Genomic DNA, 24185 nt, shown 5'->3' with positions numbered 1-24185 from the left:
CCGCAGCGTGCACCACCCCAAGAAAATTGCCCGTGGCCACTGCTCCCTCCAAATCCACCCTCCCCGTCTACGCCCTGCCCCTGTACGCGCGCATGGCGCAGTCCGTGGCACCGGTGCGACGCCCCGGCATCGAGAAGGTCTACGGCGAGGTCATCAACGTGGTTCGCCAGCACGGAGCGCATGCCGTGGTGCAGGTCGCGCTGGCCGAGCTGTGGAAAGAGCACGACAACCACCTTGAGATGGTCAAAAGCATGCCTTGGCTGCACTTGCTGGTGGTCAAGTGGGCGCTGCAGGACACGCGCGTGCCATTGGCATTCGGCCCGCAGTACCAGCCGTACACCGCCCGACAGCACGCAGTCCTGGTGGGAAAGCTGTGGAACACCGGCCAGCACGAACGAGAGACCTACGCGGCCTCAGGCGGCCTGTGGCGACTGATGCGGCGCATCATGTACGTGCAGTTCGACTTTCAGCGGCGTCCCACCTGGAACTTTCTGCGCTGGCCAGCACTGATCGCCCGACTGCCGCAGAACCACCGCGCGCGCAGCCTGTTCGTGCAGGCGATGGGAATGCAACCGGAGCGCTACGCCGAACTCGCCGTGGCCGTTTTCTCGTTCCTGCTGAACAGCGAGCGCTATCTGGAGACGGACGTGCTCGCGCCCCTCTCTCCCCATTACGGCGCCGACCTGGACACGTTTCTGCTGCTGTTCGCACGCAACCTGGGCGAGTTGCGTGATGAGCTTCAGGCGGATGCTGCCAAGCGCACGCGCGGCATGGCCGAACTCAACGAGTTCCCGTACCTGCAGCGCTTCCCGCTCCTGCGACGCGAGGACGGTCGCTTCCAGCTGTGGCATCCGGTGGTGTTCGCGCGTGGGATGGAAAACGCGGTTCACCTGCGGCTGAACGCGTTGGGGCAGGCGTACACCGACAGCTACAGCAAGGTGTTCGAAAGTTACGTCACCGAGTTGGCCATGAACGCCTGCCCTCAGGGCATCACCGAATCGGCCTACCGCGCGCGGTGCGGCCAGCTGGGCAACGTGGTCGAGGTGGCCATCCCGTGTGGCAGCTGCAACGTGTTCATCGAGGCAAAGCTGAGCCATTTCCACGACGACGTGATTCTCGAAGACGACCCCGTTGTGTTGCGCGACAAAATCAGACGCGTGCGCGAGGCCATCCACCAAGGCCTGCACGTTGCCCACAGCGTGCGCCAGCCCGAGAGCCCGCTTCACGGGGACTTCTCGGGCGCGCAGAAAGATTTCCTCATGGTGATCACCAGCCGCGACCTGTTGCTGGTCAGCGGAGAAGCAACGCAAAGGCTCATGCCTGACGTTCCCCTTTTCTCAAGCGACTCGCCCGGTGCCGATCGCATGCCGCTCAACCAGATCTTCGTGGTCGACATCACCGACTACGAACGCATCATGTGTGCCGTGGCCGAAGGCAAGGTCGATCTGTCCGATCTGCTGCAACGCGCGGCAATCGCCAATCAGAGCCACGTCGACGGTCGCCTGCAGTTGAGCCAGCACATTGACTGGAAAGGTGCCGAGCGCCCAGACATTCCTGTTTTGTCGGCCGCAGCCACCGTTGCACGACGTCGCATCATTGCGAATCTGGGCGGCAATCCCGACGAACTTCTCAAAGCCTGAACGCAGGGCAGATCTGCACGCAAACGGGCGTCGCCGGCTGTCTGGAGGGGTGTCTTCACGGTCTACATGCCGCGTTGGGTGACCCTTGGGCGAGTGCTCTCTGCAATATCGTGAAACTGGTCGACGTGGACCGCGTTTTCAACTCTTCACCTTGCAGAACACCCATGGGCCTGAACTTACGAACACTCATCCAGCCGCTGCGCACAACGCGACCCGACCGCGAAAGCAGCTTCACCAGCAGCGTCATGACCTACGCGGTCGATGACCTTTCGCTGAACGAGGCGCGTGCCCACCACGCCGGCGACGTGGCTCTGATGCACGCGGCCATGGGCGAACTGGCCCGCCTGGACCCCAAGAATCCGCTGCTGATGCCGGACGTTGCGCGCAGCATCTACGGCCTGGGGGCCACCACCTTCCATGAGCGGGGCTGGAAGGCGGTTACGAAGCTGGTTGTCGACCCGCGCGCCGTGCTCACCGAACACCAGATCGACTTCGAGGGTCGCCGCCAACGCCTCATCGATGCGGTGGGCGCCTCTGCCGTCGAGGTCACTGCTGAGCGCTTCCTACTCATCTTCCGCCGGCGTGTGGTGACTTGGCGCGGGCGCGTTTACCCGACCGAGCGCGCCGCCATGGCCGCGAAGCGCAGCGAACTCAAGCGCCTGCGCGCCTCGGTGCTAGGCGAGCCGCTGGAAACCCGTCCGTCCACCCTCTTTGCATCCGCCGATCGCCCGCGCGCGAGCGCAGTCAGGCGCGCATTCGCGTGATCCCCAACCTCACTCCCCCCGGGACCGTGCACGGCGTGCAGATCCTGCTCGGCGCGGGCTTCGTGGTGGGTTTTCTGCAGGCGGTGCCGGGTGGCCCGTTTTCCTCGGGCGCGGCGCCGACCTTGTCCTCGTTCCTCACATTCCTGGCCAGCAGCTCAGCTGCATGGGTGATGGGCTGGGCTGCTCATCACGGCTCGGCCTCGCTTCGGCGGTCGTTCAGTGCAGCGCTGGCAACCCTGTGCATCGCAGCCGCGTTGATGGATCTGAACCTGCTCCCTGCGCACTGGATGCAGTTGGGCGTCTATGTGCTCGCCAGCGCCCTCCTCTACGCACCCTCCATCCAGGAGTGGTTTGCGATTCGCCAAGCGCAGCGAACCGACCCGCTGTCGGCACAGGCGCTGTGGCAGGTTGCGTATGAGCGCCGACTGTCGCGCGAGCAAGCCCCGGCCGACGTGGGCACCTTCATCACGCTGTGTGCGGTGCTCGCGGGTTGCGCCGCCGGCGGCGCCGCACTCATCGCAAACGTGCTGACCTGACAGCAGCTGAGCCCGAGCGAGGCCGGTGGACTGCCTCAGGGCGCGGGCAGGATGCCAGCAGGGAACGTCGCGCTCTTGGTGGAGCGAAAGCGCGTTGGACTCTGGTCCAGTGAGGCGACGATGGCCAAGGCGGTTTTCGGGCCAACCCCTTTGCACTGCTGTAGCTGCTGGGCGCTAGCCGCGAACACCGCGCGCGCCGATCCGAAATGCATCAGCAGCTTGCGTGCCATCTCGGGGCCCACCCCCGGAAGGCCCGAAATCAAATACTGTGAGAGCGCGCCGTCCGGGCGATCCTTCGGCTTGAGCACGCGCGTGGCCACCTCGTATCCCAGACCTTCGACCTGGTGCTTGTGCAGGCGCGCGAGCAGGCGTGCCGTCCCCATCTTGTTCGGCGTGGAGAAAACCGAAAGATTCCAGAACACGCTGAGCGCCGAGAGTGCCCCCGGCAGCGCGTCTTCATGCATCTGGTTGGGCAGCTCCAGCAGATTGCCCTCCACGAGCAGTGCCGGGCGTTCGCTGGCCAGCGCCATCGCCTCGGCTTGAGCAAAGAGCCTGCCATCCAGAATGGATGCGGCCAGATCCACGACGCTCTTGCGCTCGATGAGGAAGTCCCCCACCGCATAGTCACCTGCCGGCATCTCCTGCACGTCGAACTTCACCCCCAAGTTGCGCAAGAGGTCCATCACGCCGCTGTTGGTCTCGCGCGAATCCACTGTGAATGTTGCTGCCATGTCTTTTCCCCGCCCCGGTTGTGAGTGCCATGCTGCACCGCCCCGATGGTAGCGAGGAAGAGCGCGGCCGCGGCGTCTGGCGCACCACAGAGATTGCTGCAACAACTTCCGGGAGCCCCAAAAGAAAACGCCCCGACATTTCTGTCAGGGCGTTCAGGTTCAGGTCCGAAGACCTATGCGGACAACACGCGGAAGTCGCGGTAGTACGCGCGCCGGTTCAATGACTTCGTGAGCACGCGCATGGTGCCGCCGAAATGGGCCACCGCTTCGCTGCAGGGGATCAGCGAGCCCCGATCTCCCGGATGTGCGCCGAGGAGCTGGCGCAGGACTGCGTCGGCCTCGGTGCGGGTCAGGATCGCAGCCTCGCGCATCCCGAACAGCAGGCGCTTGTAGCGCTTGGTCCGTCCGGCTTCGTCGAGCTTGGATCTGCTGACAGCTGCCGGTGGCGCCAGGAGGTCGAACAGCGCGCGGTGAAGCGAGCGTTCCGTCTTCGAGGCTGTGCGTGGAAGCATGTGGCCCGCGAGGACGTGCTGCATCACAGCGAACACCTCGGCGTATGGCGATTGGCCGTAGGAACCGGGCCAGGAAGTCTGGCCATGGGCTGCCGTCAGTACCTGAGCGTGCATACGGCTCCAGAAGGTCGACTTGGCCAGCTCACAAAAGTCGTGTTCGTCGGCCACATCACACCAGCTACCTCGCAGCAAGGCCCTGTTGAGGTCGCTCAATGCTTTGGCAATCGAGCCCTTACCGTTCTGAAGCAGGAGCGAGTAGGAGGGAATCAAGTCTTCGTTTGTCATTTGGAGGATGAACGAACGCAAGACCCCCGGCACTGGGCACGGGGGCCCAGCGTGGGTTTGATGAAGCACGGGAAGCCCATTGGGCTCACCCGTACGGGTGGAGTTCAAGTCAAGCTTGAAGCAATCGCAGTTGCGAAAGGTGCTCCGACTGTAGAGCGGCTGCGCGGATTTGTCGTCGTATCGCGACCAGTCTGAGGACACAGAGTGCGAAGTGGGTGGTGCATCCGGGTCACCACGATCCAACAGAGATCAGACGCTGTGAACAACCTCAAGTTCGACGGGCTTTCGGAGCAAGTGCGCTTTGCTTCCTATCTGTACAAAGCTGAGCTCCAAGCCGCTGGACCCCGGGTACAGACGCAACTCCCACGTTTGCGGGTCGTAAGTTGCGACTGGCACGTCGAAAAGGATGTTGGGACGGCGATCCATGTGCGTTGAAGAATTGCGGTTCAGATTCAGTTTGTGCGGCTGCCCCTGCCACACGAACCCCAACACTGCGCCGGAGCAGCGCGCCTGCCGGGACGCGCCAGCAATGGTCCAATGAAAGTGCGCTGAACTCACCACATCCTCACCATGAATGCTGCGCTGGTCATGAATGGACGCTGCCCACTCTGGGCAAGTGACGTGGTAAATCGGAAACTTGCCTGCGGTTCTGGCTGCCGCCTCGAATACTATGGGAGTGGACGGAGATGCGTTTTCAGACATCCAGGCTTCAGAAAAGGTGGCCGGCGGTTTTCGTTTGAACAATGATTTCAACATGCGGATCATTTGGGTTGTTTTGACATCAAGGGCGTGGCCTTGGGGGCCTCAATCGGCGTACAACCCCTCGAAGACATATCCGCCTTTGACCTTGCGGTAGGTGATCAGACGGGCAACTACCTCTTCACGAATGATGTCGTCGAAGGGACTTGGCGGCATTTTCGGCAACACAAGATTGCGACGGACCTCGAAGTTTTCGTCGCGGCCGAGGGCCGCGCTGTGGACGATGAGTTGCCCGATGGAGGTGTATAGCGACTGGGTGTCCACCGAAGTCTTCACCTCGAAAAGTTCGACCCCTCGTCCCACGACCAGGGCGAGGTCAACCGCCCGGGAGTTCTTGACTTCTAAACCTCCCTGACCCAGCTCCAAGGCGAGCGCATCGACGATCGCACCGTGTTGAACGTCAACCTCCCCGGCGGCCACCGCTTTGCGCGAGCCACGCCCGCTGTGCTCCTTGAGGTACTTTCTCAGCTTGCCCAGAATGGCGACCTCGCGCTTCGTGGGCGCTTTGACCGCTCCTATGACCGGGTCGCCCCCTTCCCTTTCGCGCTCACGGTGAGCCTCATCGGCGACTTCGCGCGCTCGCGAGGCGAACGCCCACAACTCGCTGATGGTGGAGCGGCCCCGAAGCTTCGTGATGCGGATGATCTCTCGCGCCTTCTTTCCATCCACTTCTGCCTGGACCGTCACGTCCTGGAAGCGCTGCAGGATGGGTTTACGGCGGAGTTGGGTGACGCGGGTCATCTTGCCGGTGTGACCAATCCAGATCTCGCCCTTCTGGTCCTCAAGGAACACACCGCCGTTGCTCAAGTGGAACTCTCCCAGTGGGAAGTTGACTTGGACGGCGATGTTCATGGAGTCGGCACTACCGGGCTCACCGAACATCAAAAAGTTTCGAAACTTGAATTCTTCCCGGTTGGGAGACCAGGCCCTCGCAGGTGCAGTTCCGGACCGCTGGAAGCGAACCTCTGGGCTTACCAGCGCCGGTTCGTTTTTGCGGGCTCTCCCGCGCGGCCAGTTCACTTTGCGTTGCTCACGGTGTGTGAAGGACGTTTCCAGTTTTTCTTCAAGCTCTTTCGCCAGAGCCTCAACCCGCGCGATGTCCGTGATGATCCTGTACACCTTTTCCCCCTGCTGTGTTGATGACTCAACGATCCTATCCAGAAAATCCGCATGGGCGGGCCACAGATTCTGTGGATAACCCTGTTGGTTCTGTGCAGACACCACCGCCAAGTCGTTGACCGAAAAGGGCTCTCCCTAGATTGCTCAAGATTTGTGCAGTGCGCCAGATGGCCTCCAAGAAGTAACTTCTTGAGACATCGCGCAGCCAAAAAAAAAGCCCCCTGACATCCAAGTCAGAGGGCTTTTCGGTACATCAGGCTCCTTCGGCCTCCATTGCGGAAGTGCCAGCCGTTGCCTTGTCGAGATCCAGTTCGGCCTCGATCTCGCGTTGACGCTTGCGCGCCGCTTCAAGCTCCTCGCGGAACTCAAAGTCTTGGTTCAGCATGGACTGGATGCCGGCGAGTTCGTTGGTCTTCTGACCGTACTCCTCGCGCAAATCCCCTGGCAAGCTCACAAAGCGTTTGAAAGCCTCATAAGTCGCCACGCCCACACCGAGCACGTCATGCATCGGGGGTCTTTCAACCCGCACCCGCACGCCCATGCTTTGCTCGACCAGCACCAGGTCCGTGGTACCGCCCCAGCGGGCAGTTTCCAGAACAAAGTTGCCCAGCTGAGCCACCTTCGAATCACCACCCAAGACCTTGTTCACAGCCTTGAGTGCCTGACCAACTGCCATGCAGTTGTTGGTCTCCGACGCCATCGCCGCCGCCGCCGTTGCCAGCAGGGGTTTGAATGCCATGTCGGCCGTCACTGCATCAGCATCAAGAGCAATGCCCTCAGCTTTCTGCATGTTGTCATCCAGCCACTTCAACCGGTGCTGAAGGTCGGCCTTGCGGCGCCCCATCTTCCAGCGGTCCTGCTCGTAGTGGTCGAACTTCAGACTCAGCTTCTGCACCGAGGCATCCACCGTAGCCTTTTCCAAGACCAGGGGATTTCCGGAGGCCAGTGCCTTGATTTCTGCATAGGATAGCGCGGTCATGGAGATGTCCTCCACGGTTCGCAGCCCCTGTTCTGCCGTCATCACCTGATCGATGAATCGGGCCTTCACGTCCAGCAGGTTCCAGCTGTAGCTGTCGAACGATCCTTCGGTCACGTAGCGCCAGAGTTCGATGCTTTCGCATTCGTTGCCCTGACGGTCTGCGCGCCCGTCGCGTTGCTCAACATCCGATGGCCTCCATGGGCTGTCGATCTGGTGAATCGCCTTCAACCTGACCTGCACGTTGGTGCCGGTTCCCAGCATCGACGTGGACCCGAACAGCACCCTCACGACCCCCTCCCGAACCCGCTTGAACAACTTCGCTTTCGCGCTGTCGCTTGAATGGTCCTGAATGAACTCGATCTCGGCAGTCGGTATCCCCTTCTCCACCAGCAGGCGCTTGACCTCCTCGTAGACAGACAGCCCCTTTGCTCCAGGCGTGCCCAGGTCACTGAACACCAGCTGCGTGACTCGCCGCTCCGCACCTTCTCTCCAGATGCGATGCACGTTGCCAGCTACCAGCGCCAACTTCCCATTGGGATCGAATGGCATGGACGGGTGAACCATCCTCACATCGATTGCCGCGCGGCGACCATCGTTGGTCACCGAGAGCATGTTGTCTTCTTCTGGCTTCACCTGACGGTTGCGAATCTTGTCCGCGCGCGTCACCAGCCCCTTGATGATCTCCTTGAGCACATCGCTTGGCTGTGCCACCATGACCTGAGGCTTACCGCCCTCGATCGCCGGTGTCGGCAGATTCAGCATGCGCTTCGTCTTCACGTCAGCCACCCCTTTGAAGATGGCCATCAGTTCCGCGAGATTACAGAATCGGCTGAAACGCGTGTTGGTGCGGAACCCACTTCCGTCCGGTGCCAACTCGATACCCGTGACGCTCTCACCAAAGCTTGCAGCCCAGGCGTCGAACTCATAGATACCGTAGCGCTTCAGCGTGTTCGGCTGCAGGTACACCTGGAAGGTGTGCATCTCGCAGAGGCTGTTGGACAGCGGCGTTGCCGTCGCCATCACCACCCCTTCTTCACGCCCACCGCGCTTCTCCATGATGACTCTCGTCTTCATGAACACGTCGAACGCACGCTGTGAAGCGGTGTTCGGAATCCCCGCGATGCGTGGCATCTTGGTGATCTTCGCCATGTTCTTATAGGCATGGGCTTCGTCGATCATGACGTGGTCGATTCCGAGGTCATCGAACCAAACTGCAGTGTCATCCGATTTGCCGTTTTCGACAAGTCTTTCGAGCTTGGCTTCGTAATCCTTCATGCGGCGCTCGATCTCCTTGATGGATCTCTTTGCGCCGGAATCGGATGTCAACGTCATCGACATGCGTGCCTCTTTCAGCATCCCGTCAATGAAGTCTCGTTGCACCTCGGGACTCAGCATCAGACGCTCAAACGTCGACTGCGTCATCACAACCGCGTCCCAGTCACCCGTGGCAACACGTGCCACGAACGTCCGGCGCTTGTCGCCACTAAGGTCCTCTTTCGTTGCCATCAGCACCTTGCTCTGCGGATACAGGCGCAATGCTTCGGCACAGTACTGCTCAAGGGTTGATCCCTGAACCACATGCAACGGCTTGCGAGCTTTGCCGAGACGGCGCAACTCCATGCCTGCTGCAATCATCGTGAGCGTCTTTCCCGCACCGACGCAATGCGCCAGCAAGGTATTTCCACCCACCACGATTCGCCAAATGGCGTCCTTCTGGTGCGGGTAAGGCACCACCACCGCACTCATGCCCGGCAGCTGAAGGTGTGATCCATCAAATCGTCGTGTGACAACCTGATTGAACGTGTCGTTGTACTTGCTGCTCAGATCGATGGCGCAGCGCGATCCCGCATCTTCGCCATGGCAGGGGACCACTGGTGGCCACCCATTCGGATCACCATGGGTGCATGAGCCTACGCGCTCGGCGAGCCCAGTTCGCCTCCTCTTCAGGTCACTGAAGCTAGACTGCCGGCACAGGTCCACCGGAGAAACTGATGTACCAGCTTGAAGTGAAGAGGTGGCTGATGGAGCACCGCTTCCCACCCTCTGAAGGCTGGAGCCTCACGGTGGACGTTGATGCCATGGAGAGAGCAAACGGAGGCCTGCACCCTGCCGGAAAGAAGGAAGCCGCGGGCTTGGCAGAGGCCGCTCTACGCTCAGCTGGTGCCGTAATCGTGGCCCATCCGATTCACGGGCGTGCGGACATGGTCGCGACCAAGCCTGGCGAACCCACGTTCGTCATTGAAGTTGAGGGCGACTCATCGCGACAGAAGGAACAGGCCATGTACTCGGCCCTTGGGCAGTTGGTTCTCTCAATGGGCGGCGCTGACGAGAACATCAAGTTCATGCTCGCGGTGCCTGACTCCAAAGAATGGGAGCGACAACTCCTGAAGATTCCGGCCCGCGTGAAGCTGCAGCTCGGTCTCGATGCCGTGTTGGTCTCAGCGAGCGGGGTTCGATCCGTATGAGCTGCGACACCGTAGTGACATGATGTCCCTGTTCCCGCCTGAGGCCTGCGATCTCGTTTCCGAAAGCTAGGGCGCTGCCATCAAACGACAGCCGTTGCCGAGGCTTCCTGGTGGGCCTGCACGCTCAACTCAGCCATCTTTCGCGCCGGGTAGGCGAGCAGGCTTGGCTCGAAGTCTCTGGACTGCCAGAAGCGCCAGTAGGCTCTGGCCTTGCGCCTCATCGCATCGAAAGCAAAGAGGTCCTGATCGGAGTTCAGGTTGTAGATCATGTTGAGCCAGGGCTCGGCGTGCAGCCCGTCGAACGGAAGCACCGCAACCTTGTCGGCGTACTCCTCACCGGTGGCGAACCTCAGCCAGATCTTCTTCGGCTTGGCCAGAATCTTGGAGGGGTCGCTGGAAGGAATCACCCCGATGCGGCCCCGTGCACGCGCCAGGTGCAACACGCTGGCATACAGCAGAGGGCCATATCCCGGAAGCGCACCCACGTTGCGAATGACCAACGCTCCGCTCTGGTGCCGAACCAGCGCGGCCGCCACAAAGACCGGTGCAGGTTTCTCCAGCCTACGGGCGAGCATCCAACGGCCGAAGCGGACAAACCTGGAGCTTTCGCACTTGAGGATCGGCTGCAGCGCGGCGTCCCTGTAGAGCCCAACGAAGAACTCGTGGGTGGGGACGGGAGAGTCTTCGTCGTCTGCGATCTCCGAGTAGAAAAGGAGATCCGAGTGATGTTTCAGTGGCATAGCCAAAATTCTAGAAGCTGCTGCCACGCCGGCGCGCCACTCAACACAGGCCCTACGTGCCGATGGCGTGGTGCTCAGCCCAAAAATCAGCCCTCACCAGCGCCAAGTCCCGATTCCGGGCTAAGTCGAAACGCATGGATTCGCTCTTCGATGGCGTCGTCCTGTGAGCGCAGCACCTCAAGACGCTCAAGAAGGAAATCTTCGCGGATCACTTCGACCACAGTGGTTTTCCGTTCATCCCCGTCATGCCAGTTCACCTCCAATCTGGCCAGCGGTTTAGGCCCTCGATCAGCGCCTTGTAGTCGCCCTCGGTCAGCGGTGCACCCGGTCGGATCATCGGCTTGCCGTCGATGATCTGAACGGGATGTTTCGTGGCGTATGACGCCTGGTTGCCCGGCGACTCGTACACGAGGAGAGCGTGCTTGAGCGCGTAGCTCTCGCCGTAGCTGTTTACTTCAAGTTTCATCGTCATCTCTCGCTGATGGAAAGTGCGACACGAGCTTTTCGAGCAGGTGCCATCGGTTGAGGTACCCCATGGTGTCTTTCACCAGTTCAGCGAGCTGCTGATCGGTGATGCCGCCACTGAGGGGATAGGTTTTTCGGGCATATGCCTCGACGACTTCGCTGGAGTTGTAGGCCATCTCTTCTGCGTGGCCACAAGCGTCCCAGACCAAATCGGGGTCATCCCAGGCAATGAAGCACATGGCTCCAATCGACTCCACGTCGTCTTCACGAACGTAGAAACTGAAGTCAGGTGAGTCTTTGGCTTTCAGCGCCTTGTTCAGGTCCAATGCCGCGCGAATGCAGGAGGATCCTGCGTCTTCTGCGTTGTCCTTGAGCCACTTCCTCACGCGCGCCGTTGAGATGCGTTTGCGGGGAATGAAGGCCGTCTTCTTGCTGATGGATATGCCACCCAACCCCAAGAGGTGGATGTGGCCGCCAACGGCTTCGAGGATCTGCGAAGGCCAGAACTGGTACGACTGGCGCATCTCCTCGATCTGCTCGGGAGGCACCTCGGTTTCGTCTTCGTATTCACGATCACCCTCTTCGGCGAGGATGACGCGCGCGTAGGCCTGATCGGTGAATTCGTCCAGATCGCTCAAGCGATAGTCCAGGTGGTAGGCCACCATGGTCATGTCGTAGAAGAACAATCCCGCGCACCGGGCACTGCCGAGAACATCCACCACGAACCAGCCGAGACCGGGAAGGGATTGCTCCAGCGCCTCGATCACGGGTTTGAGTCGGAAAGTGTCAATGCCGGCCTGGGCGTTGATCAGGACCGTCAGATCCTCATCGGTAACCACCAGGCTCGGGCTACCGAGCAAGGTTTCGCCAAAGTGATCCGCGATGCTTTCGAGGTGAAGGTTCCACTGCTGGGCCACCACCTCTTCAAGGCGCGTGAAGTTGCCACCGGGCAGCTGCAGCCCATGGGCTTCGCTGGCCAGCGCGAAACGCGCAATCACACGGGAGCGCTCTGAGGCCTCCTCGATGACCACCGGAATCTCCTGCGAGATGGCCGGCAGTGCGAACAAGCCATGCGACGCCGAGGCGCCACGGGTGAGTTCTGCTGTTTCCATGGGTTCTCCAGGTGCGGGAACCCACTTGCCCTACTGGGAAGTTGATTCCCGTAGGGTTGGTTGAGGCACTGCGTCTAAGCGCAGCACGAGATCGCAATTTGCGAAAACGCCTTGATTTTCGTCTGCCCGTCCGCCGGCGTCAAAGGATGCGGACCAGCCTGACCATTGCCATGAAAACTGAGAGAAATGCCGTAGGCAGTGAGAATGCCTGTCCGAAAAGTCCATGCCAGCCCGATCAACGTGACTGGCGCCGCCCCCTGACGGCACCTTCTTGCGGTCGCAGACACAGCCCAACTGTTCTCAGAACATTTGGCAAATTCTCACGCGTTTGGCAAGATTCTCAACGTGAAAAGCATTGACCCCCGACGCTGCGCCCGTCTGCCGAGGGATGGTGCCTACGATCCGCCGTAGGCTACGGAAGACCGTAAGGTACGAAACTCCGTAAGCGAACGCCCAAAGAAAAAGGCCCACGTCATCCGACGTGGGCCTTTTGAGTTTTGTGGTTCCTTACCCCCACATGCCAAAGGCAGAAGAGGGAAGGCTCATGGCTCGGCCGCTGGCATCCCGCGTCGCCAGCACTTTCACCAGCCGCCCCGTGAACTGGGCGCTTTCGCGCACAGGTGCAAGGGAGGAAGATGAAGCGCCGGCAGCACCGGAGGCCACCGCCTTCATGATCAGTTCGCGCGCGTCGCAGGTTTGAGCCTGCTCGGGCGCTTTGATACGACCCTTGGCTCCAGCCGCCCGCATGAACGTCCAGGTGGACACTCCGTTTGCGGTTACCGGGCCTTCGAGCATCGCGTTGTTCAGCTCGGGGTACTGGGTTGCGTAGAACTCGCGCACCTGGTCGGGTGCCATCGAATCGTTCGGATCAGGCAGCGTCACCGAGTTGTACTTGAACTTGCGGACGAGATTGAGTACTTGCATGCTCTCTCTCCCGTTCAGAACAACGCTGCGCTGAGTTCACCGGTGCTGGCAGTGGTCTTGTCCTCCACTGCACCGCTACCGTTGACCGGAGTACCTTCTTCGGCACCACCAACGTTCCCGGTGGCTTCGCCCGAACCGGTGTCATCCGCTTCGTCGTCCTCGTCCATCAGCCCATCGGCCATGTTGCGAGGCTTCTTCGTCGTCGCAGGCGTCGCGGTGCGCGTGCCCGAGGCTGCCTTGGCAGGCGCCTTCGAAGCGGTTGTCTTGGCGGCCTGGGCGGCTGCCTTCGCAGCTTCTTCTGCAGCGTCGAGTTCCTTCTGCGAGGCTTCGATCAGGTCGCTGATGCGAACCTGCGATGCCAAGTAGGTCTCCAGGAAGGCTGGCAGCTTCTCGTCCAGCTCGGCCGCAGATGCGACCAGTGCCTTCGGGCTGAGGCTGATGCCTGCCTTGTTTTCCTTGGCCACCGGAATCAGATCCAGCTGCATGTTCTCGCCATTGGCGGAGAGCTTGAGGTGGACCGTCACGCCGGCGGCGATGAGGGGAGCGAATTGTTGAAAGAGGTTCATGTCGTTTTTCTCTGAGGAAAGAGCGACAGGGACCACCCCCCCAACGGGAAGGTGATTCCCGTCAGGAGGTTGTGATGAGAGCGAGGCTCTCAGGGTCTTGGCTTACTGCCCCCAGCGCATAAGGGCTGGGACAGCACCCACGTACTGGAAGCCTTCCACCGCCAACATGCCCTTGACGAAGTCCTTTTTGGGACCGTTCTTGAGCTTGTCGTAGTGCTTGCCGGCCGCATCCGCCAGCCCCAGCTCAATGCACACGGCATCGATCTCGGTCTTGGTGAGGATGTCCAGGAACGTCTCGTTGAGTTTCCAGTACGACTCGATCTTGATGTCCAAGGCCTTGAGGTAGCCCGTGACGTCGCTGATCGATGCCGTCTTGCTCACGTTGGCAGCGAGGTTCTGCAACGCGGTGGCCAGGCCTGCCTGGTCCAGTGCGAGCACGTTGCCCAACAGCGTTTCAGTGTTCAGCCCGGATTGCAGCTGGGTACCCAGTGCTTTCTCGATGGCATCGCAGCTCCCATGGCTGTCCATGTCGGACGGCCGGTGAATCGCAATGGCCACCAGGAGGGCCCGGTTCTGCATCACAGGCAGCTTTTCAGCCGCCCGCTTGAAGATCGCGCGCCAGATGGCCTCGCGGTACTCTTTGACTGCAGTGCGTTGCTCGGAGCTGGCAGTCACCTTCGGGGTCGCCTTAGGGGCATCCGGGGTCTTTCCAGCTGCTTTGCCTGTCGCTGCCTTCGGTGGCGTTGCGCCGGCGGCAGGTTGCACCTTCACAGCTTCGTTCGACTGGGCAGCCAGTGCGGCCTTCACGACTTTCGCGTTGGCCGCGACCTTTTCAGAGTTGCAGGTCGTGTTGAAGCACGCATCGGTGATGACCTTGCCCAACGCTGTCGGTGTGCCCATGACACAGGCGCCGAAGCTCGCACAGGTGCGGCAGGCCTTCGCCTGTTCCTCACCCACGCCCTTGTCGCCCAGTGCACGAACCGCGGTGACCGAGTTGTTGTCCCCAGGACGCACGATGCGCACGACCTGGTAGGTGTCGGCCAGCTGCGTTGCGCGTGCCTGGAGCTCACCTTCGGTCTTGGTCTGAAAACACTCCCTGTTCGTGCAGCGCGAGCCGCTGAAAGAGGTGTCGAACATTGCCTGCTGCTCACCAGTGTTGAACTGGCAGCGCTCGCAATCGACCTTGTCGAAGATCGCGGCTTCCAGGCTCTGCAGGGAAGCTTCGGCCATCGTGCGGAGTTCGTCGACCGTGATCTTGCGCTCTGCCTTGAGCATCATCTCGATGACCCGCTGCTGCACTTCCTTGCGCAGGGCAGCAAAGATCTCGACGTGGCCCACCAGAATCTTGTCTTCCAGATAGGCATCACGCACCGGCTGGATGGCGTTCATCACGGCAGCGCGGCGGTCGAGCTTGTTTCGGGTCCAGCCCAGGCGGCGGGCGGCTTCGTCGCGATCGCCGTTGCACAGCCCCAGCATGCGGGCAGCGCCTTCGGCGTCTTCGATGACCGAGGGGTCTTCGCGTTCGTTGTTTTCCGCGAGCATCGCAGCCGTTGCTTCCGCATCGGTCATGACGCGGATTTCAGCTTTGATCTCCGACTGGGGCCCGAACTCCTCCACGAACGCCTTGAAGCGGCGACCACCAGCGATGAGCTGGTAGCCGTCGTCGAGCTGGCGAACGGTGACGGGCTGGAGCAGCCCTTGGAGCTTGATGCTTTCGCGCAGGCTTGCCATCTTCTCCGCGTTGTAGCGGCGACGGTAGTTGAAGCCTTCTTTGACCGCCGAGACGGGGATCAGGCGACTCTCGCCATTGCGAGTGGTGGTGTTTTCCATGGAATCTCCAGAAAAAAAGGGATTCCACGGCCCGCTAAGGGATTCATGGAATCCCAGAGGGGGGTTGGTTGATGGCGCGCACAAGACGCGCAGTCCTCACGGAAGCGAGGGGTTGAGGCAATTCTAGGGGGGCACGTAAACCACCGCAACCGATGACGACCACCCACTCAGCACCAGGGCAAAGCGCCCCATGCCGCGTTTACTCGGCCTTCAGTGGTCGGTTTTCAGCCTTGACGTAGGGTCGACCGAACAGGCGGGCCATGCCCAACGAGTGCTGGGTCTGGATCTCGGCGGCCACCGGGCTCTGTGCCGCCCAGGTGTTTGTCACCGCCACGTACATATCGACCCTGCCCTGCGCCTCGTTCATGAGGTACAGCACGGGAAGGTATTCCTCGTAGCAGAAGATGAAGGCCGCTCGCATGGTGTTGCTCAAGGTGAGGACGTTGCTTGCGGTCCAGTCGGCGACGAAGCTGTTCGTTTCCTGCCAGGGCCGCCACAGGGAGAGCGGCGCGGGCTGGCGCGCAACGGCACGTGCCGAGCGCCCATCCGGGTAGAACGCCACGGCGGCGTTTTCCCAGTGCTTTTCCTTTGTTGGCAAGTCCATGCCGATGATCTGTGTCTGCCCAGATGCCCTAGCCGCCTTGAGCAACGCAATGTCGAGGACCGGGTAGAGAGCGGGGTCGTAGTTGCCGAGAATCGACTCTGGCCAGATCACGGTCGCGGGCTTCTCCTGCTGCGCCAGCTGTTTGGACATCTGACCCATGCTCTCCACGCGGCGCAGGACATCGTCCACCCCATCGAGCTTGCCCCATGCCGTGTTCACCGCCACCGTCGCAGGCCCGTAGCTGCTCCCTGGAACGAACTGGAGGATGCCCACCGCCCCCAAGGAGGCGAGAAGCGCACCGAGCACTGCAGCAGTCTGCAAAGGGCGCAGACGGTGTTCAGCAAGCCACCAGACGAGCCCTGCAGGCACCGCAAGGGCCAGCGCCACCCCTACCCAGCCCAACCCCGGCGTAATCGCCCCCCATGCGATCAGGGGGTGTCCGGGAAGTCCCACCGTGGCTGGGGGCAACAGCGCCACCATCCAGGCCACCACCACCGCGACCGACTTGCGCCAAGGGCGATCCGAACGGCTCCAGCCCAGACACCACACCGCGCCAGAGATCAATCCGTACGCCAGAACTGCGGATGCCCCCACCAGCAAGCTGTCATCAAACCAGCTGCCGATGAATGCCGCCGTGTGCCTCAGCAAGGCGATGGTGTAGCCCAACCCCAGCAGGAAGGCCTGCGTGCGCGAGCGACACAGGGCCACCAGGACGGGCAGCAGGGCCGCAAGTGCGGGCGCCCTGCCCTCCCCCCAGGCCAGCCAGCCCAGCACCACGCCAGCCAACAGCACCAGCATGGCTTGAGCGAACGCATGAGGTGCAGCGCCCTGAACGGACGCAAACATCCTGCGTGCGGGCGGCCAGCCCATCAGGTCGCTGCTCATCCTTCGTTCTTGGGCAACCGGGGGGTTCCCATCCATTGGGGGGTGCCTCCCTTGACCAGCAGACCGAATTTCTCATCCTTCACCTTGTGGTTCGTGATGTCTCGGTCCTGAGTCTTGCGGTATTCCTTGTCGCGCCCCACCAGCGAGGCGTTCACGGTGTAGCTGCACTGGACGAGAGCCTTCATCAAGTCATCCGAACTCATGCCAAAGGCCGAGTAGCTCTTCTTGACGGTTTCCAGTTCCTCTTTGCTCACGGCGGAGCAGCTGAGATCGCTGACCTCGTAGGACTTCACGTTGTAGGTTTTGGTGTCGACGTTGGCCACGCGCCATGCTTTCACGTCTTCGATGCTGGGAACGGCGCTCGAAGAGGAGGCGCCACCAAGGGACGCGTCGCCACATGCGGTGAGGAGAGCGGCCACGCTGAACATGGCCAGACTGAGTTTGAGGGAGTGAGTGGATTTCATGGGTTCTTTCCGATTTAGGGTTTTGGGGTTGAGGCCGCTGCATGCATTGCCCCGGTCCTTTTCAGGATCTCAAACAACGCACCAGAGTCAAGGGCCTGATGGTGATTTTTTAGAGCCGTGATCGTGATGGCTACCCATCCGAAGAGGTCGGCTGCTTCGACGGGCATGGCCAGCGTCTTGGTACCCTGGCGCAGCTTCACGAACAAGACGTTTCCCTGCTGATGCAACTCCAGTCGCTTGTCGTGGTCGGGCCCGTGGTTGGTCAACACGAGAGAGCCGCCGGCGTACCCCATGAGCATGGCGCCCAGGAGCGGCAGTTCTCGACGTGTGAACTGGAACGGTATCTTCTGCTCCCAATCGAATGAGCGCGGCGCCATGGCCGGTGCCAGCTCGATCTGGACAGTGAGGCGGCTTGGATCGCCCTCTGCGGCCCTCAGCATGTCCAGTTCGATCTTCATCGCTGCCTTGCCCGCGTAGATGTGCATCCCCTGGTCGCGCAGGGCGGCGCGCTCAGCACTGTCAGCCGCGGGCACGGCTTTTCGCTTTACCGGGGACGCGGGCGGAACAGACCTTGAGTTGCGAGATGGCAGCGGCAGCGCACGCACTGGCAACGGTTCCGTCGCGACTGGTGCCGCCTCTCGGTGTGCTGCGTTGATAGACGCTAGGAAGGCTGTCATGCCATCGGTGGACTCCACACCTTTCGTGACGGCGTTGAGAAACGCGCGCGCCTGTTCAAGCCCCGCTGGATCGAGAGACTTGACGAACGCTGCGCATGCTGCATCGGAGGGTGCCTTGACGCCCCTGTCGGTGAGGACCTGGCGAAGCCACTTGTGCGAAAGAGCGGTCACGGGCGCTTCCCTGCCCTGCTCAGGAGCGCCGGATCGTCTTGATCTTGCCTTCGACCTCGGAGCCCTCATAGGTCTTGAAGGCGCCTGCCGTGATGTTGGCCTTGGCGTTGACGGTCTCGGTCAGAAACACCGCGCCGTGGGCGGTGAGTTCGCTCAGTTCGCCATCATCGCGAGCCAAGATCGAACCGAACAGGTATGCGTCCTGGTCGCAGTTGATGACACCGCAAACACGCGCTTCGGGCATGAGCACAAACGGGCCACCCATGACGTTGATCGTCCCAGTGAACTCGCCTTCGATCATCAGGCCGCCTGCGCAGTCAATGGTGCCGGACTGTTTGGTGCCAGGCGCGATGCGGTTGACGATCTTCATCGCCACCGGGTCGATGACGATGTCTTCGTTGCGGTTTTCTTCAGTCAAGGCTGTACTCCTTCGTTCCGGCGATGACCTTGCCCTGCGCAGCGTCGATGCTCTTGATCGTGTCGCCGCTGGTCAACTTGTCACCCACCTTGAACTGTTTTGGTAGACGGGTGGCTGGGTCGGTGAAAACCGCCGACTTGCCATCCGGTGTGATTGCGATAAGGCCACGTGCCGGCGCCAGGGCGGCAGGCGAAGCTGCTGATGGTGCCGCTGCAGGGGTGGCTGCGGCGTTGGCCACCACGGTGGGCTTCGTGGCAACGCTGGGGGCCTTGCTCGGCGCCTCGGGCTTGGCTGGTGCTGCGGCGGTCGGCTTCTCCACCATCTCATCGAGCAGCACTGCTGGCGGTTTGGGCTCCTCCTTGGCAGGTTTCGCGGGTGGGCGGGCTTCGGCTCGCGTGCTGGACCTCTCCGAAGTGAGTTCTGGAGCGGGCCCAATCGGCGTTGGCATGGGAGCAGGTGCCACGAACGGGAGACTCGCGCCTGCGCTCGCCGAAGCCGTGGTGGCGCCCACACCAGCTGGGGCCAAGATGGGAAGCGAAGGCGTCCCAGCTGTGGGCGCCTCACCTTCGGCCGTCTGGATCACCTGGAACGATTCTGCGGGCGCTGTAGGAAACGGCTGGTCAACTGTCCGCACGTTCTCAAGCGCCTGCACGAGGGGCAACGACTGAGCCGCAGCTGGTTGAGCAATTGAAGCCAAGGGAGCCTCACGCGACTGGAGAAGCAACCCCAGGGCAACGCCCGTACCGGCAAGGCCCACCAAAGCGGCAATCACCCATGCGTTCAATCGAAGGCGACGGCCTGCTCCAGCAGGCAAGACCAGGTGCTTGGGCCGCTTCTTTTTGGACAGCACCGACAGGAGCGACTTCTGCCCCTGCCATTTGCCGTCGCGCCATTGCAGCGACTTCGAAACGTCGGACGAACGAAGGGACTGCCCCACCGCTCGCCCCATCCCCAGTGTGAAGGGCTCGCCCACGACAAGGCGGGTGATGTCAGCTTGGCTCATGCTTGCATGCTTTCAAGTTCGGCGGGTCGCGCGGCACCGGCCATGCGGACCGCATCTGCGATCAGGTTGCCCGCTGTGTCGGCGGGAGCGGGGCCACGCTTGCCCACGGGTGTGACAGTCATGGCGTGGTCAGCGGTGCGGCGGCGCGCGGGCTGCTCGACTGCGTAGAAGTCGCTCACGAGCTGGAAGTCGTCGGAGAACAGCGCCATCGGGTCGCTGCTCGTCGAGCCCTCGAACAACTCATCCATCACGTCCACGAGTCCATCGGCCTGTGCCTGCTCGCGCGCCACTTTCGCCTGCTTCATGGCCTCTGCCTCGGATGGAGCATCGATGCACAGGCGCAGCAGATCGAACGCTTCGTATTGGCTGGCGGCATTGCTGGCTTGCCACATCTGCAGCTTCAGCGGCACATGGCGGAGCCCGCCAAAACGCAGGTGGAGCATCTTGAGTTGCGCAGCCAGCGCGCGGTAGCTGTTGAGCGAGGACGAGCGGACCTCGAAGACGCTCAGTGAATCGTCCTGGCCCTCGATCTGAACCGTCATCTTCATCTGACGGCGGCAGGCCACGCCCGATTGCTGCGCGAAGGCGCACACCTCGGCGCCGGGGCATGGAACGGAGGTGAAGGTCTGCGTGTGGTCGCCGGCAACGGTGATGCGCGAGGCGTCCTTGCCATCGCCCGTGCACAGAGGCGCGCCGGTGTCGGTGGCGTAGGCCTTGTACTGCAGGCTGAGTGACTTGTCGGGGCGGTTGAAGAACATGCGCACTGGAATCTCAACCAGAGCGCCGGCCTGCTTGTTCGCGTCGGTGGCAAGCAGGGTTTCCTGAATCGGATGAGCAGCCAGCTTGGGCATGTCCGCACTCCCTTCGGCGGGAGCCTGGTGGTGGCGAGCGCAGACAACCATGCTGGGCTTGGTCTTGATCGTGCCGGGGAAGGCGCCCTCCTCGCTGTCGACCTTGATGATGCCTTGAGCGAAGGGGGTGATGGCGATGGTGTTGAGGTTCATGGCGTGTTCGCTTTCGTGTGTTTTGGGATCTGCTTCATCCATGAAAACACGAAGCTTTCGAGTGTCAAGAGCGCTCGGCTGACCTTTTTGCAGGGAGCCCGCCATCGCGCGCCACATCCATCACCGGGGCCAGCGCCATGAGCATCTGCATGATCTCGTCCACACCGCGCAACCCGATCTGGTGCTTGCGCAAGGTGAACTGGGTCAGCGAAACATCTTGGCTGTCGAGTCGCAAACTGACTTTGATGACATCGGCAGAACTGGCCACGGGTGAAACACTCCAGCCCAACACCTTGACCGACTGGTCGAGTTCGCGGAGCCAACGGCACACGCCGTCCGTGATGGAGAACTGCACCCGGTCCGGGGTGAGGATCGTCGGCATGTCCGCGTCCTCAACGTGGTGCAGGGCGTAGCCGACCACATCCTGCAGGCGCTTGTCGGACATCGTGCTGGGATCGGGCAGCGCTGGCCAGCCGCGATCGCTGGTCAGCACCATGCAGACGAAGCCCAGACGCGGTGCCTCGGCTGGATAGTCGATGTCCTCTGCGACCGTGGTGATCTTGGCCTGGGCGTTACCGGGCATGGTGCGGTACAGATGGCTGCGCAGCACCGCTGGACGCCATGTGCCTACCCAGTCGAACGGGCGGATGCCGTTGAACACTGTCTTGAACGCCCTGGTGGGCAACCAACGGTCCAAGGCCTCACTCACCGCAAAGCTGGCTGATTTCCAGTTGGTGGCATTGCCAATGAGTTCGCTGCCCGCAGGGGCGATCACTGGCATGAGAAACATCTCGGAGAAGCGTGGGCGGTTGTCCACCCGGAACGCCAGGCGCGAAACCAAGGTGGCCATCGCTTCCTGGGCTTCCTCCTGGTCGGGCTGGCGCGCGACCACGTCCCACATGCCGGCGTCATCGTTGCGTCGAATGGCCTCATCGAGTTCGACTTGCCACTGGGCCGATACGAGAACTGGGTGTGCGTGCATGCCGGGGTTGTTGCAGTGAGTGTTTGTGTTCATTTTTTGGCTACCTCCGGTTTAAGGTATCACGGCCTTCTCCATGTTCAAGCCCCCCTAACAAGGCATCGGCACTGCGTTGATCGCGGTATTTCTTCATGCGATATGCAAGTGCGGCCTTGACATCGAAGTGCGCCGTGTTTTCATAGATCAAGGAAACACAGGAGCGACACGACCATGGACAACTTCACGAATTTCAGCGACGTACTGGACCTGGTGGCCGATGCCACCAACGAAGATCAGCCGATGACGGGCTATGCCGAGGGGAGCCTGCTCTACAAGTCCCTGCCCGCTCACATCTATCACGCAGACCGCGACGCACTCAGCTGCTCCCTCCTGAAGCCGCTGCTGGTCTCGCCGGCCCACTTCAAGACCGCCCTCACCGCACGGCGCGAGGACACCGACGCCAAGGACTTTGGCTCCCTCCTCCACCTTTTGCTGCTCCAGCCGCATCTGGCTGGACAGGAGGTCGCCGTCTACCCCGGCATCGTTCACTCCTCCAACAAGGACTACAAGCAGTTCCTGGAGAACAACGCGATGAAACTGGTGGTGGACGAGCCCACCTTCTCCAAAGCACGCCAGCTGGCAGGCAAGGTGCAGGAAACGCTCTACAAGGGCCGCACGCTGGGCAAGTTCATCGAAGAGGCCATGACCGAGGTCAGCATCTACTTCACCGAGCCCACCACCGGCCTGCAGCTGCGCATCCGCCCGGACATCTACCACCCGGATCTGGACTTCGATCTGAAATCCACGCGCCATCCCTCGGTGCCGCTGTTCACGCGCGATGCAGTGAAGCTCGACTACGACCTGCAGGCCTTCATGTATTCGCTCGGCCGCTCCCTCTTTGAGGGCTCCAGCAGTCCCAAGCCCTTCGTGTTCATCGCCGCTGAGACGAGCGAGCCGTTCTCGGTGCACACGCTGGCCGCCGGCGACTCCTTCCTCAGCAATGGGGCGAAGAAGTTCCAGGACTGTCTGGCCGTCTACAAGGCCTGCAGCGAGACAAACCACTGGCCAGACCTGAGCAGTGACGGTGTGATCGAGATTGAGCACTGGCACCAGCACACGCCGTCTCGCGCCTGGACGACTGGCCAATCGGTGGGTTGAGCGTGCTGTTGCGCTAGTAGCGGTCCAGCACGCCTGACGCACGTCGTCAGAAGGCCACCCCAGCAGTTGCTTGCACGCGGGCGTTCAAACGCAGGCCCTTATGCGCCCTCGTTCACCCCATCAGCTTTTCGGTGGCGAATTCCAGAAGCTGTGACTGGGTCGGCTCACCCCAGGTCTGAAGGCCTACCCAGGTGAAGTAGGCTGTTTTGGCGGCCTTCCCTGGCTTCGCCCCAATCCGCAGGCCCGGTATCTCTTGCTGTGCGTTGTAGCGCTGAATCAAAGCGTCTTGGTCTGCAGCGTCGAGTTCATTGAAGTACCCCTCTGCCTGTTTGAGCTGCTCAGCCATGTATTGCTCAAGGAGCTTGTCCGCGCCGGAAGCCTTGCGTCCAGGAAGTCCCTTCTTGGGTTCTGCGTTGGCTGGCAGCGAGTCCACGATTGCCCAGTTGTTTTTCAAGGCTTGACGGAGGTAGGCACCCGGGTTCTCTACGGTCGCCGCGCGCTTGTCTGCCATCCTGCGTTTCACGTACGCGACCGCAGCGGTGAGTTCTTCAATTTGGTGCTGAGTGGTCAGTCTTTTCGCTTCGGATTGCAGCAGACCGATGTTGACCATCTCTCCCACCAGCTTCATCACGCGCTCATCATCGATCACCACTTCAAGCTGTGGCGGTCCTGGCTTGTGAACGGTGAACCAAATGTTCTTGATTCGACGGCCTTCATGGGTCTCCATCAGTTCAACCTGAATGTCGGCCTGTGAGTTCACCTCGGCCACGCTGGGCTTGAGCACTTTTTGCTTGAAGTACTTGTACTCGAGGTATGACTTGGCCTCCGTGGATTCGCCGAGGACCATGTCCCGGAAGCTCTCCCAGGGAATCTCAGCAGTCCTGCCGATGCGCTCGAAGCGGACACAGAACTCGTACAGAGCCAGCGACGACGCCCGCCTGAACTTCGCCACCACATTCATGTCGATCATTGCGTACATGTCGGGGTTCAGTACCTGGTCGCGCAACTGCGTACTGATCCTGTAGCGGACCACCTCTGCGGTCATCTCCACATCGGGAAACAGGACAGAGGCTTTCCACTTGGGACGCTTCCCCTCAACGGCCACCACATCCCATTCAAAGACGATGCGCATCAACTCCAAGGCGGAGTCGCGCAAGTACTCTCGGTTGTTGGAGTCGAAGCCAATCTCTGTAGCCATATCCGCAATGCGGATCGACCACCAGCCCTCTTCGTCTGGCTTGTTCTGAACCGCGTTCTTCAGCCAGCTGTTGGAAACCTTGCGCTGCACCAGCGACATCGGTGCTCGCGGTTTGCTGTGAACGACCTGAACAGCCTTCTTGTAGGGCTTGGGCACGTCAGGCACCTGAAACAAGGCAATTTGCCGAACTGCAGTGCGTGGAGTATCTGAGCGTTTGG

25 protein-coding genes are annotated in these 24185 nt (G+C 61.4%); 5 read left to right on the top strand and 20 right to left on the bottom strand.

Annotated features, from left to right (window positions below; translation table 11 throughout):
• The first annotated feature begins 32 nt into the window (after positions 1 to 32).
• From ACN4F8_RS18200 to ACN4F8_RS18190, 3 genes are all read left to right on the top strand, one after another.
• Complete coding sequence (locus ACN4F8_RS18200; RefSeq protein WP_419474862.1) at positions 33 to 1640, top strand: hypothetical protein; 1608 nt, start codon at positions 33 to 35, stop codon at positions 1638 to 1640.
• Positions 1641 to 1804: 164 nt separating this feature from the next.
• On the top strand, positions 1805 to 2404 hold the full coding sequence (locus ACN4F8_RS18195; protein WP_419474861.1) for a hypothetical protein: 600 nt from the start codon (positions 1805 to 1807) through the stop codon (positions 2402 to 2404).
• Positions 2401 to 2940: a hypothetical protein gene (locus ACN4F8_RS18190; protein WP_419474860.1), complete on the top strand. Its 540-nt coding sequence runs from the start codon at positions 2401 to 2403 to the stop codon at positions 2938 to 2940. The genes ACN4F8_RS18195 and ACN4F8_RS18190 overlap by 4 nt, the downstream gene beginning before the upstream one ends.
• A 35-nt stretch (positions 2941 to 2975) precedes the next feature.
• On the opposite strand, the gene ACN4F8_RS18185 is transcribed toward ACN4F8_RS18190, so the two are convergent.
• From ACN4F8_RS18185 to ACN4F8_RS18165, 5 genes are all read right to left on the bottom strand, one after another.
• Entirely contained in the window at positions 2976 to 3671 is a 696-nt protein-coding gene (locus tag ACN4F8_RS18185) for an ERCC4 domain-containing protein (RefSeq protein WP_419474859.1), read from the bottom strand.
• Positions 3672 to 3844: 173 nt separating this feature from the next.
• The gene (locus tag ACN4F8_RS18180; protein ID WP_419474858.1) at positions 3845 to 4468 is read right to left on the bottom strand and encodes a hypothetical protein; all 624 of its coding nucleotides are present in this window, start codon (positions 4466 to 4468) and stop codon (positions 3845 to 3847) included.
• A 249-nt stretch (positions 4469 to 4717) separates the two neighbouring features.
• Complete coding sequence (locus ACN4F8_RS18175; protein ID WP_419474857.1) at positions 4718 to 5224, bottom strand: hypothetical protein; 507 nt, start codon at positions 5222 to 5224, stop codon at positions 4718 to 4720.
• Positions 5225 to 5272: 48 nt separating this feature from the next.
• On the bottom strand, positions 5273 to 6448 hold the full coding sequence (locus ACN4F8_RS18170; protein WP_419474856.1) for a hypothetical protein: 1176 nt from the start codon (positions 6446 to 6448) through the stop codon (positions 5273 to 5275).
• Positions 6449 to 6599: 151 nt separating this feature from the next.
• Positions 6600 to 9071 carry a DEAD/DEAH box helicase family protein gene (locus ACN4F8_RS18165; RefSeq protein WP_419474855.1) on the bottom strand — a complete coding sequence of 824 codons (2472 nt, stop codon included), beginning with the start codon at positions 9069 to 9071 and terminating at the stop codon, positions 6600 to 6602.
• 245 nt (positions 9072 to 9316) lie between these two features.
• Between ACN4F8_RS18165 and ACN4F8_RS18160 the strand changes: the two genes are divergently transcribed.
• A complete protein-coding gene (locus ACN4F8_RS18160) occupies positions 9317 to 9790 on the top strand; it encodes a hypothetical protein (RefSeq protein WP_419474854.1) in 474 nt (157 codons plus the stop codon).
• Positions 9791 to 9870: 80 nt separating this feature from the next.
• On the opposite strand, the gene ACN4F8_RS18155 is transcribed toward ACN4F8_RS18160, so the two are convergent.
• From ACN4F8_RS18155 to ACN4F8_RS18090, 14 genes are all read right to left on the bottom strand, one after another.
• Positions 9871 to 10530 (bottom strand): hypothetical protein, encoded by a 660-nt coding sequence (locus tag ACN4F8_RS18155; protein ID WP_419474853.1) that lies wholly within the window; start codon positions 10528 to 10530, stop codon positions 9871 to 9873.
• Between the two features lie 86 nt (positions 10531 to 10616).
• The gene (locus ACN4F8_RS18150) at positions 10617 to 10751 is read right to left on the bottom strand and encodes a hypothetical protein (protein WP_419474852.1); all 135 of its coding nucleotides are present in this window, start codon (positions 10749 to 10751) and stop codon (positions 10617 to 10619) included.
• Between the two features lie 32 nt (positions 10752 to 10783).
• Positions 10784 to 10996, bottom strand: a complete 213-nt coding sequence (locus ACN4F8_RS18145) for a hypothetical protein (protein WP_419474851.1) — start codon at positions 10994 to 10996, stop codon at positions 10784 to 10786.
• The gene (locus tag ACN4F8_RS18140; RefSeq protein WP_419474850.1) at positions 10986 to 12107 is read right to left on the bottom strand and encodes a PRTRC system protein F; all 1122 of its coding nucleotides are present in this window, start codon (positions 12105 to 12107) and stop codon (positions 10986 to 10988) included. The genes ACN4F8_RS18145 and ACN4F8_RS18140 overlap by 11 nt, the downstream gene beginning before the upstream one ends.
• 507 nt (positions 12108 to 12614) lie before the next feature.
• Complete coding sequence (locus tag ACN4F8_RS18135) at positions 12615 to 13031, bottom strand: PRTRC system protein C (RefSeq protein ID WP_419474849.1); 417 nt, start codon at positions 13029 to 13031, stop codon at positions 12615 to 12617.
• Positions 13032 to 13045: 14 nt separating this feature from the next.
• Positions 13046 to 13597 carry a PRTRC system protein E gene (locus ACN4F8_RS18130; RefSeq protein WP_419474848.1) on the bottom strand — a complete coding sequence of 184 codons (552 nt, stop codon included), beginning with the start codon at positions 13595 to 13597 and terminating at the stop codon, positions 13046 to 13048.
• 102 nt (positions 13598 to 13699) lie between these two features.
• Positions 13700 to 15427: a PRTRC system ParB family protein gene (locus ACN4F8_RS18125; protein WP_419474847.1), complete on the bottom strand. Its 1728-nt coding sequence runs from the start codon at positions 15425 to 15427 to the stop codon at positions 13700 to 13702.
• Positions 15428 to 15626: 199 nt separating this feature from the next.
• The gene (locus ACN4F8_RS18120; protein WP_419474846.1) at positions 15627 to 16916 is read right to left on the bottom strand and encodes a conjugal transfer protein TraB; all 1290 of its coding nucleotides are present in this window, start codon (positions 16914 to 16916) and stop codon (positions 15627 to 15629) included.
• Positions 16913 to 17380, bottom strand: a complete 468-nt coding sequence (locus ACN4F8_RS18115; RefSeq protein WP_419474845.1) for a hypothetical protein — start codon at positions 17378 to 17380, stop codon at positions 16913 to 16915. Before ACN4F8_RS18115 ends, ACN4F8_RS18120 begins: the two co-directional genes overlap by 4 nt.
• 14 nt (positions 17381 to 17394) lie before the next feature.
• Positions 17395 to 18228, bottom strand: coding sequence for a hypothetical protein (locus tag ACN4F8_RS18110; protein ID WP_419474844.1), 834 nt, complete (start codon positions 18226 to 18228; stop codon positions 17395 to 17397).
• Positions 18229 to 18247: 19 nt separating this feature from the next.
• Positions 18248 to 18646: a bactofilin family protein gene (locus tag ACN4F8_RS18105; protein WP_419474843.1), complete on the bottom strand. Its 399-nt coding sequence runs from the start codon at positions 18644 to 18646 to the stop codon at positions 18248 to 18250.
• Positions 18639 to 19649 (bottom strand): hypothetical protein, encoded by a 1011-nt coding sequence (locus ACN4F8_RS18100; RefSeq protein WP_419474842.1) that lies wholly within the window; start codon positions 19647 to 19649, stop codon positions 18639 to 18641. The genes ACN4F8_RS18105 and ACN4F8_RS18100 overlap by 8 nt, the downstream gene beginning before the upstream one ends.
• Entirely contained in the window at positions 19646 to 20653 is a 1008-nt protein-coding gene (locus ACN4F8_RS18095; RefSeq protein WP_419474841.1) for a hypothetical protein, read from the bottom strand. Before ACN4F8_RS18095 ends, ACN4F8_RS18100 begins: the two co-directional genes overlap by 4 nt.
• A gap of 64 nt (positions 20654 to 20717) precedes the next feature.
• Entirely contained in the window at positions 20718 to 21668 is a 951-nt protein-coding gene (locus ACN4F8_RS18090) for a hypothetical protein (protein ID WP_419474840.1), read from the bottom strand.
• A gap of 174 nt (positions 21669 to 21842) precedes the next feature.
• On the opposite strand from ACN4F8_RS18090, the gene ACN4F8_RS18085 reads away from it, so the two are divergent.
• Complete coding sequence (locus ACN4F8_RS18085) at positions 21843 to 22769, top strand: PD-(D/E)XK nuclease-like domain-containing protein (RefSeq protein ID WP_419474839.1); 927 nt, start codon at positions 21843 to 21845, stop codon at positions 22767 to 22769.
• A gap of 112 nt (positions 22770 to 22881) precedes the next feature.
• On the opposite strand, the gene ACN4F8_RS18080 is transcribed toward ACN4F8_RS18085, so the two are convergent.
• The coding region (locus ACN4F8_RS18080; protein WP_419474838.1) for a replication initiation protein at positions 22882 to 24185 on the bottom strand (1304 nt) is incomplete at its 5' end.

The sequence above is a fragment of the Hydrogenophaga sp. genome, from assembly GCF_048549895.1.
Classification (GTDB): domain Bacteria; phylum Pseudomonadota; class Gammaproteobacteria; order Burkholderiales; family Burkholderiaceae_C; genus Hydrogenophaga.
This window is presented reverse-complemented; position numbering and strand designations above follow the sequence as displayed.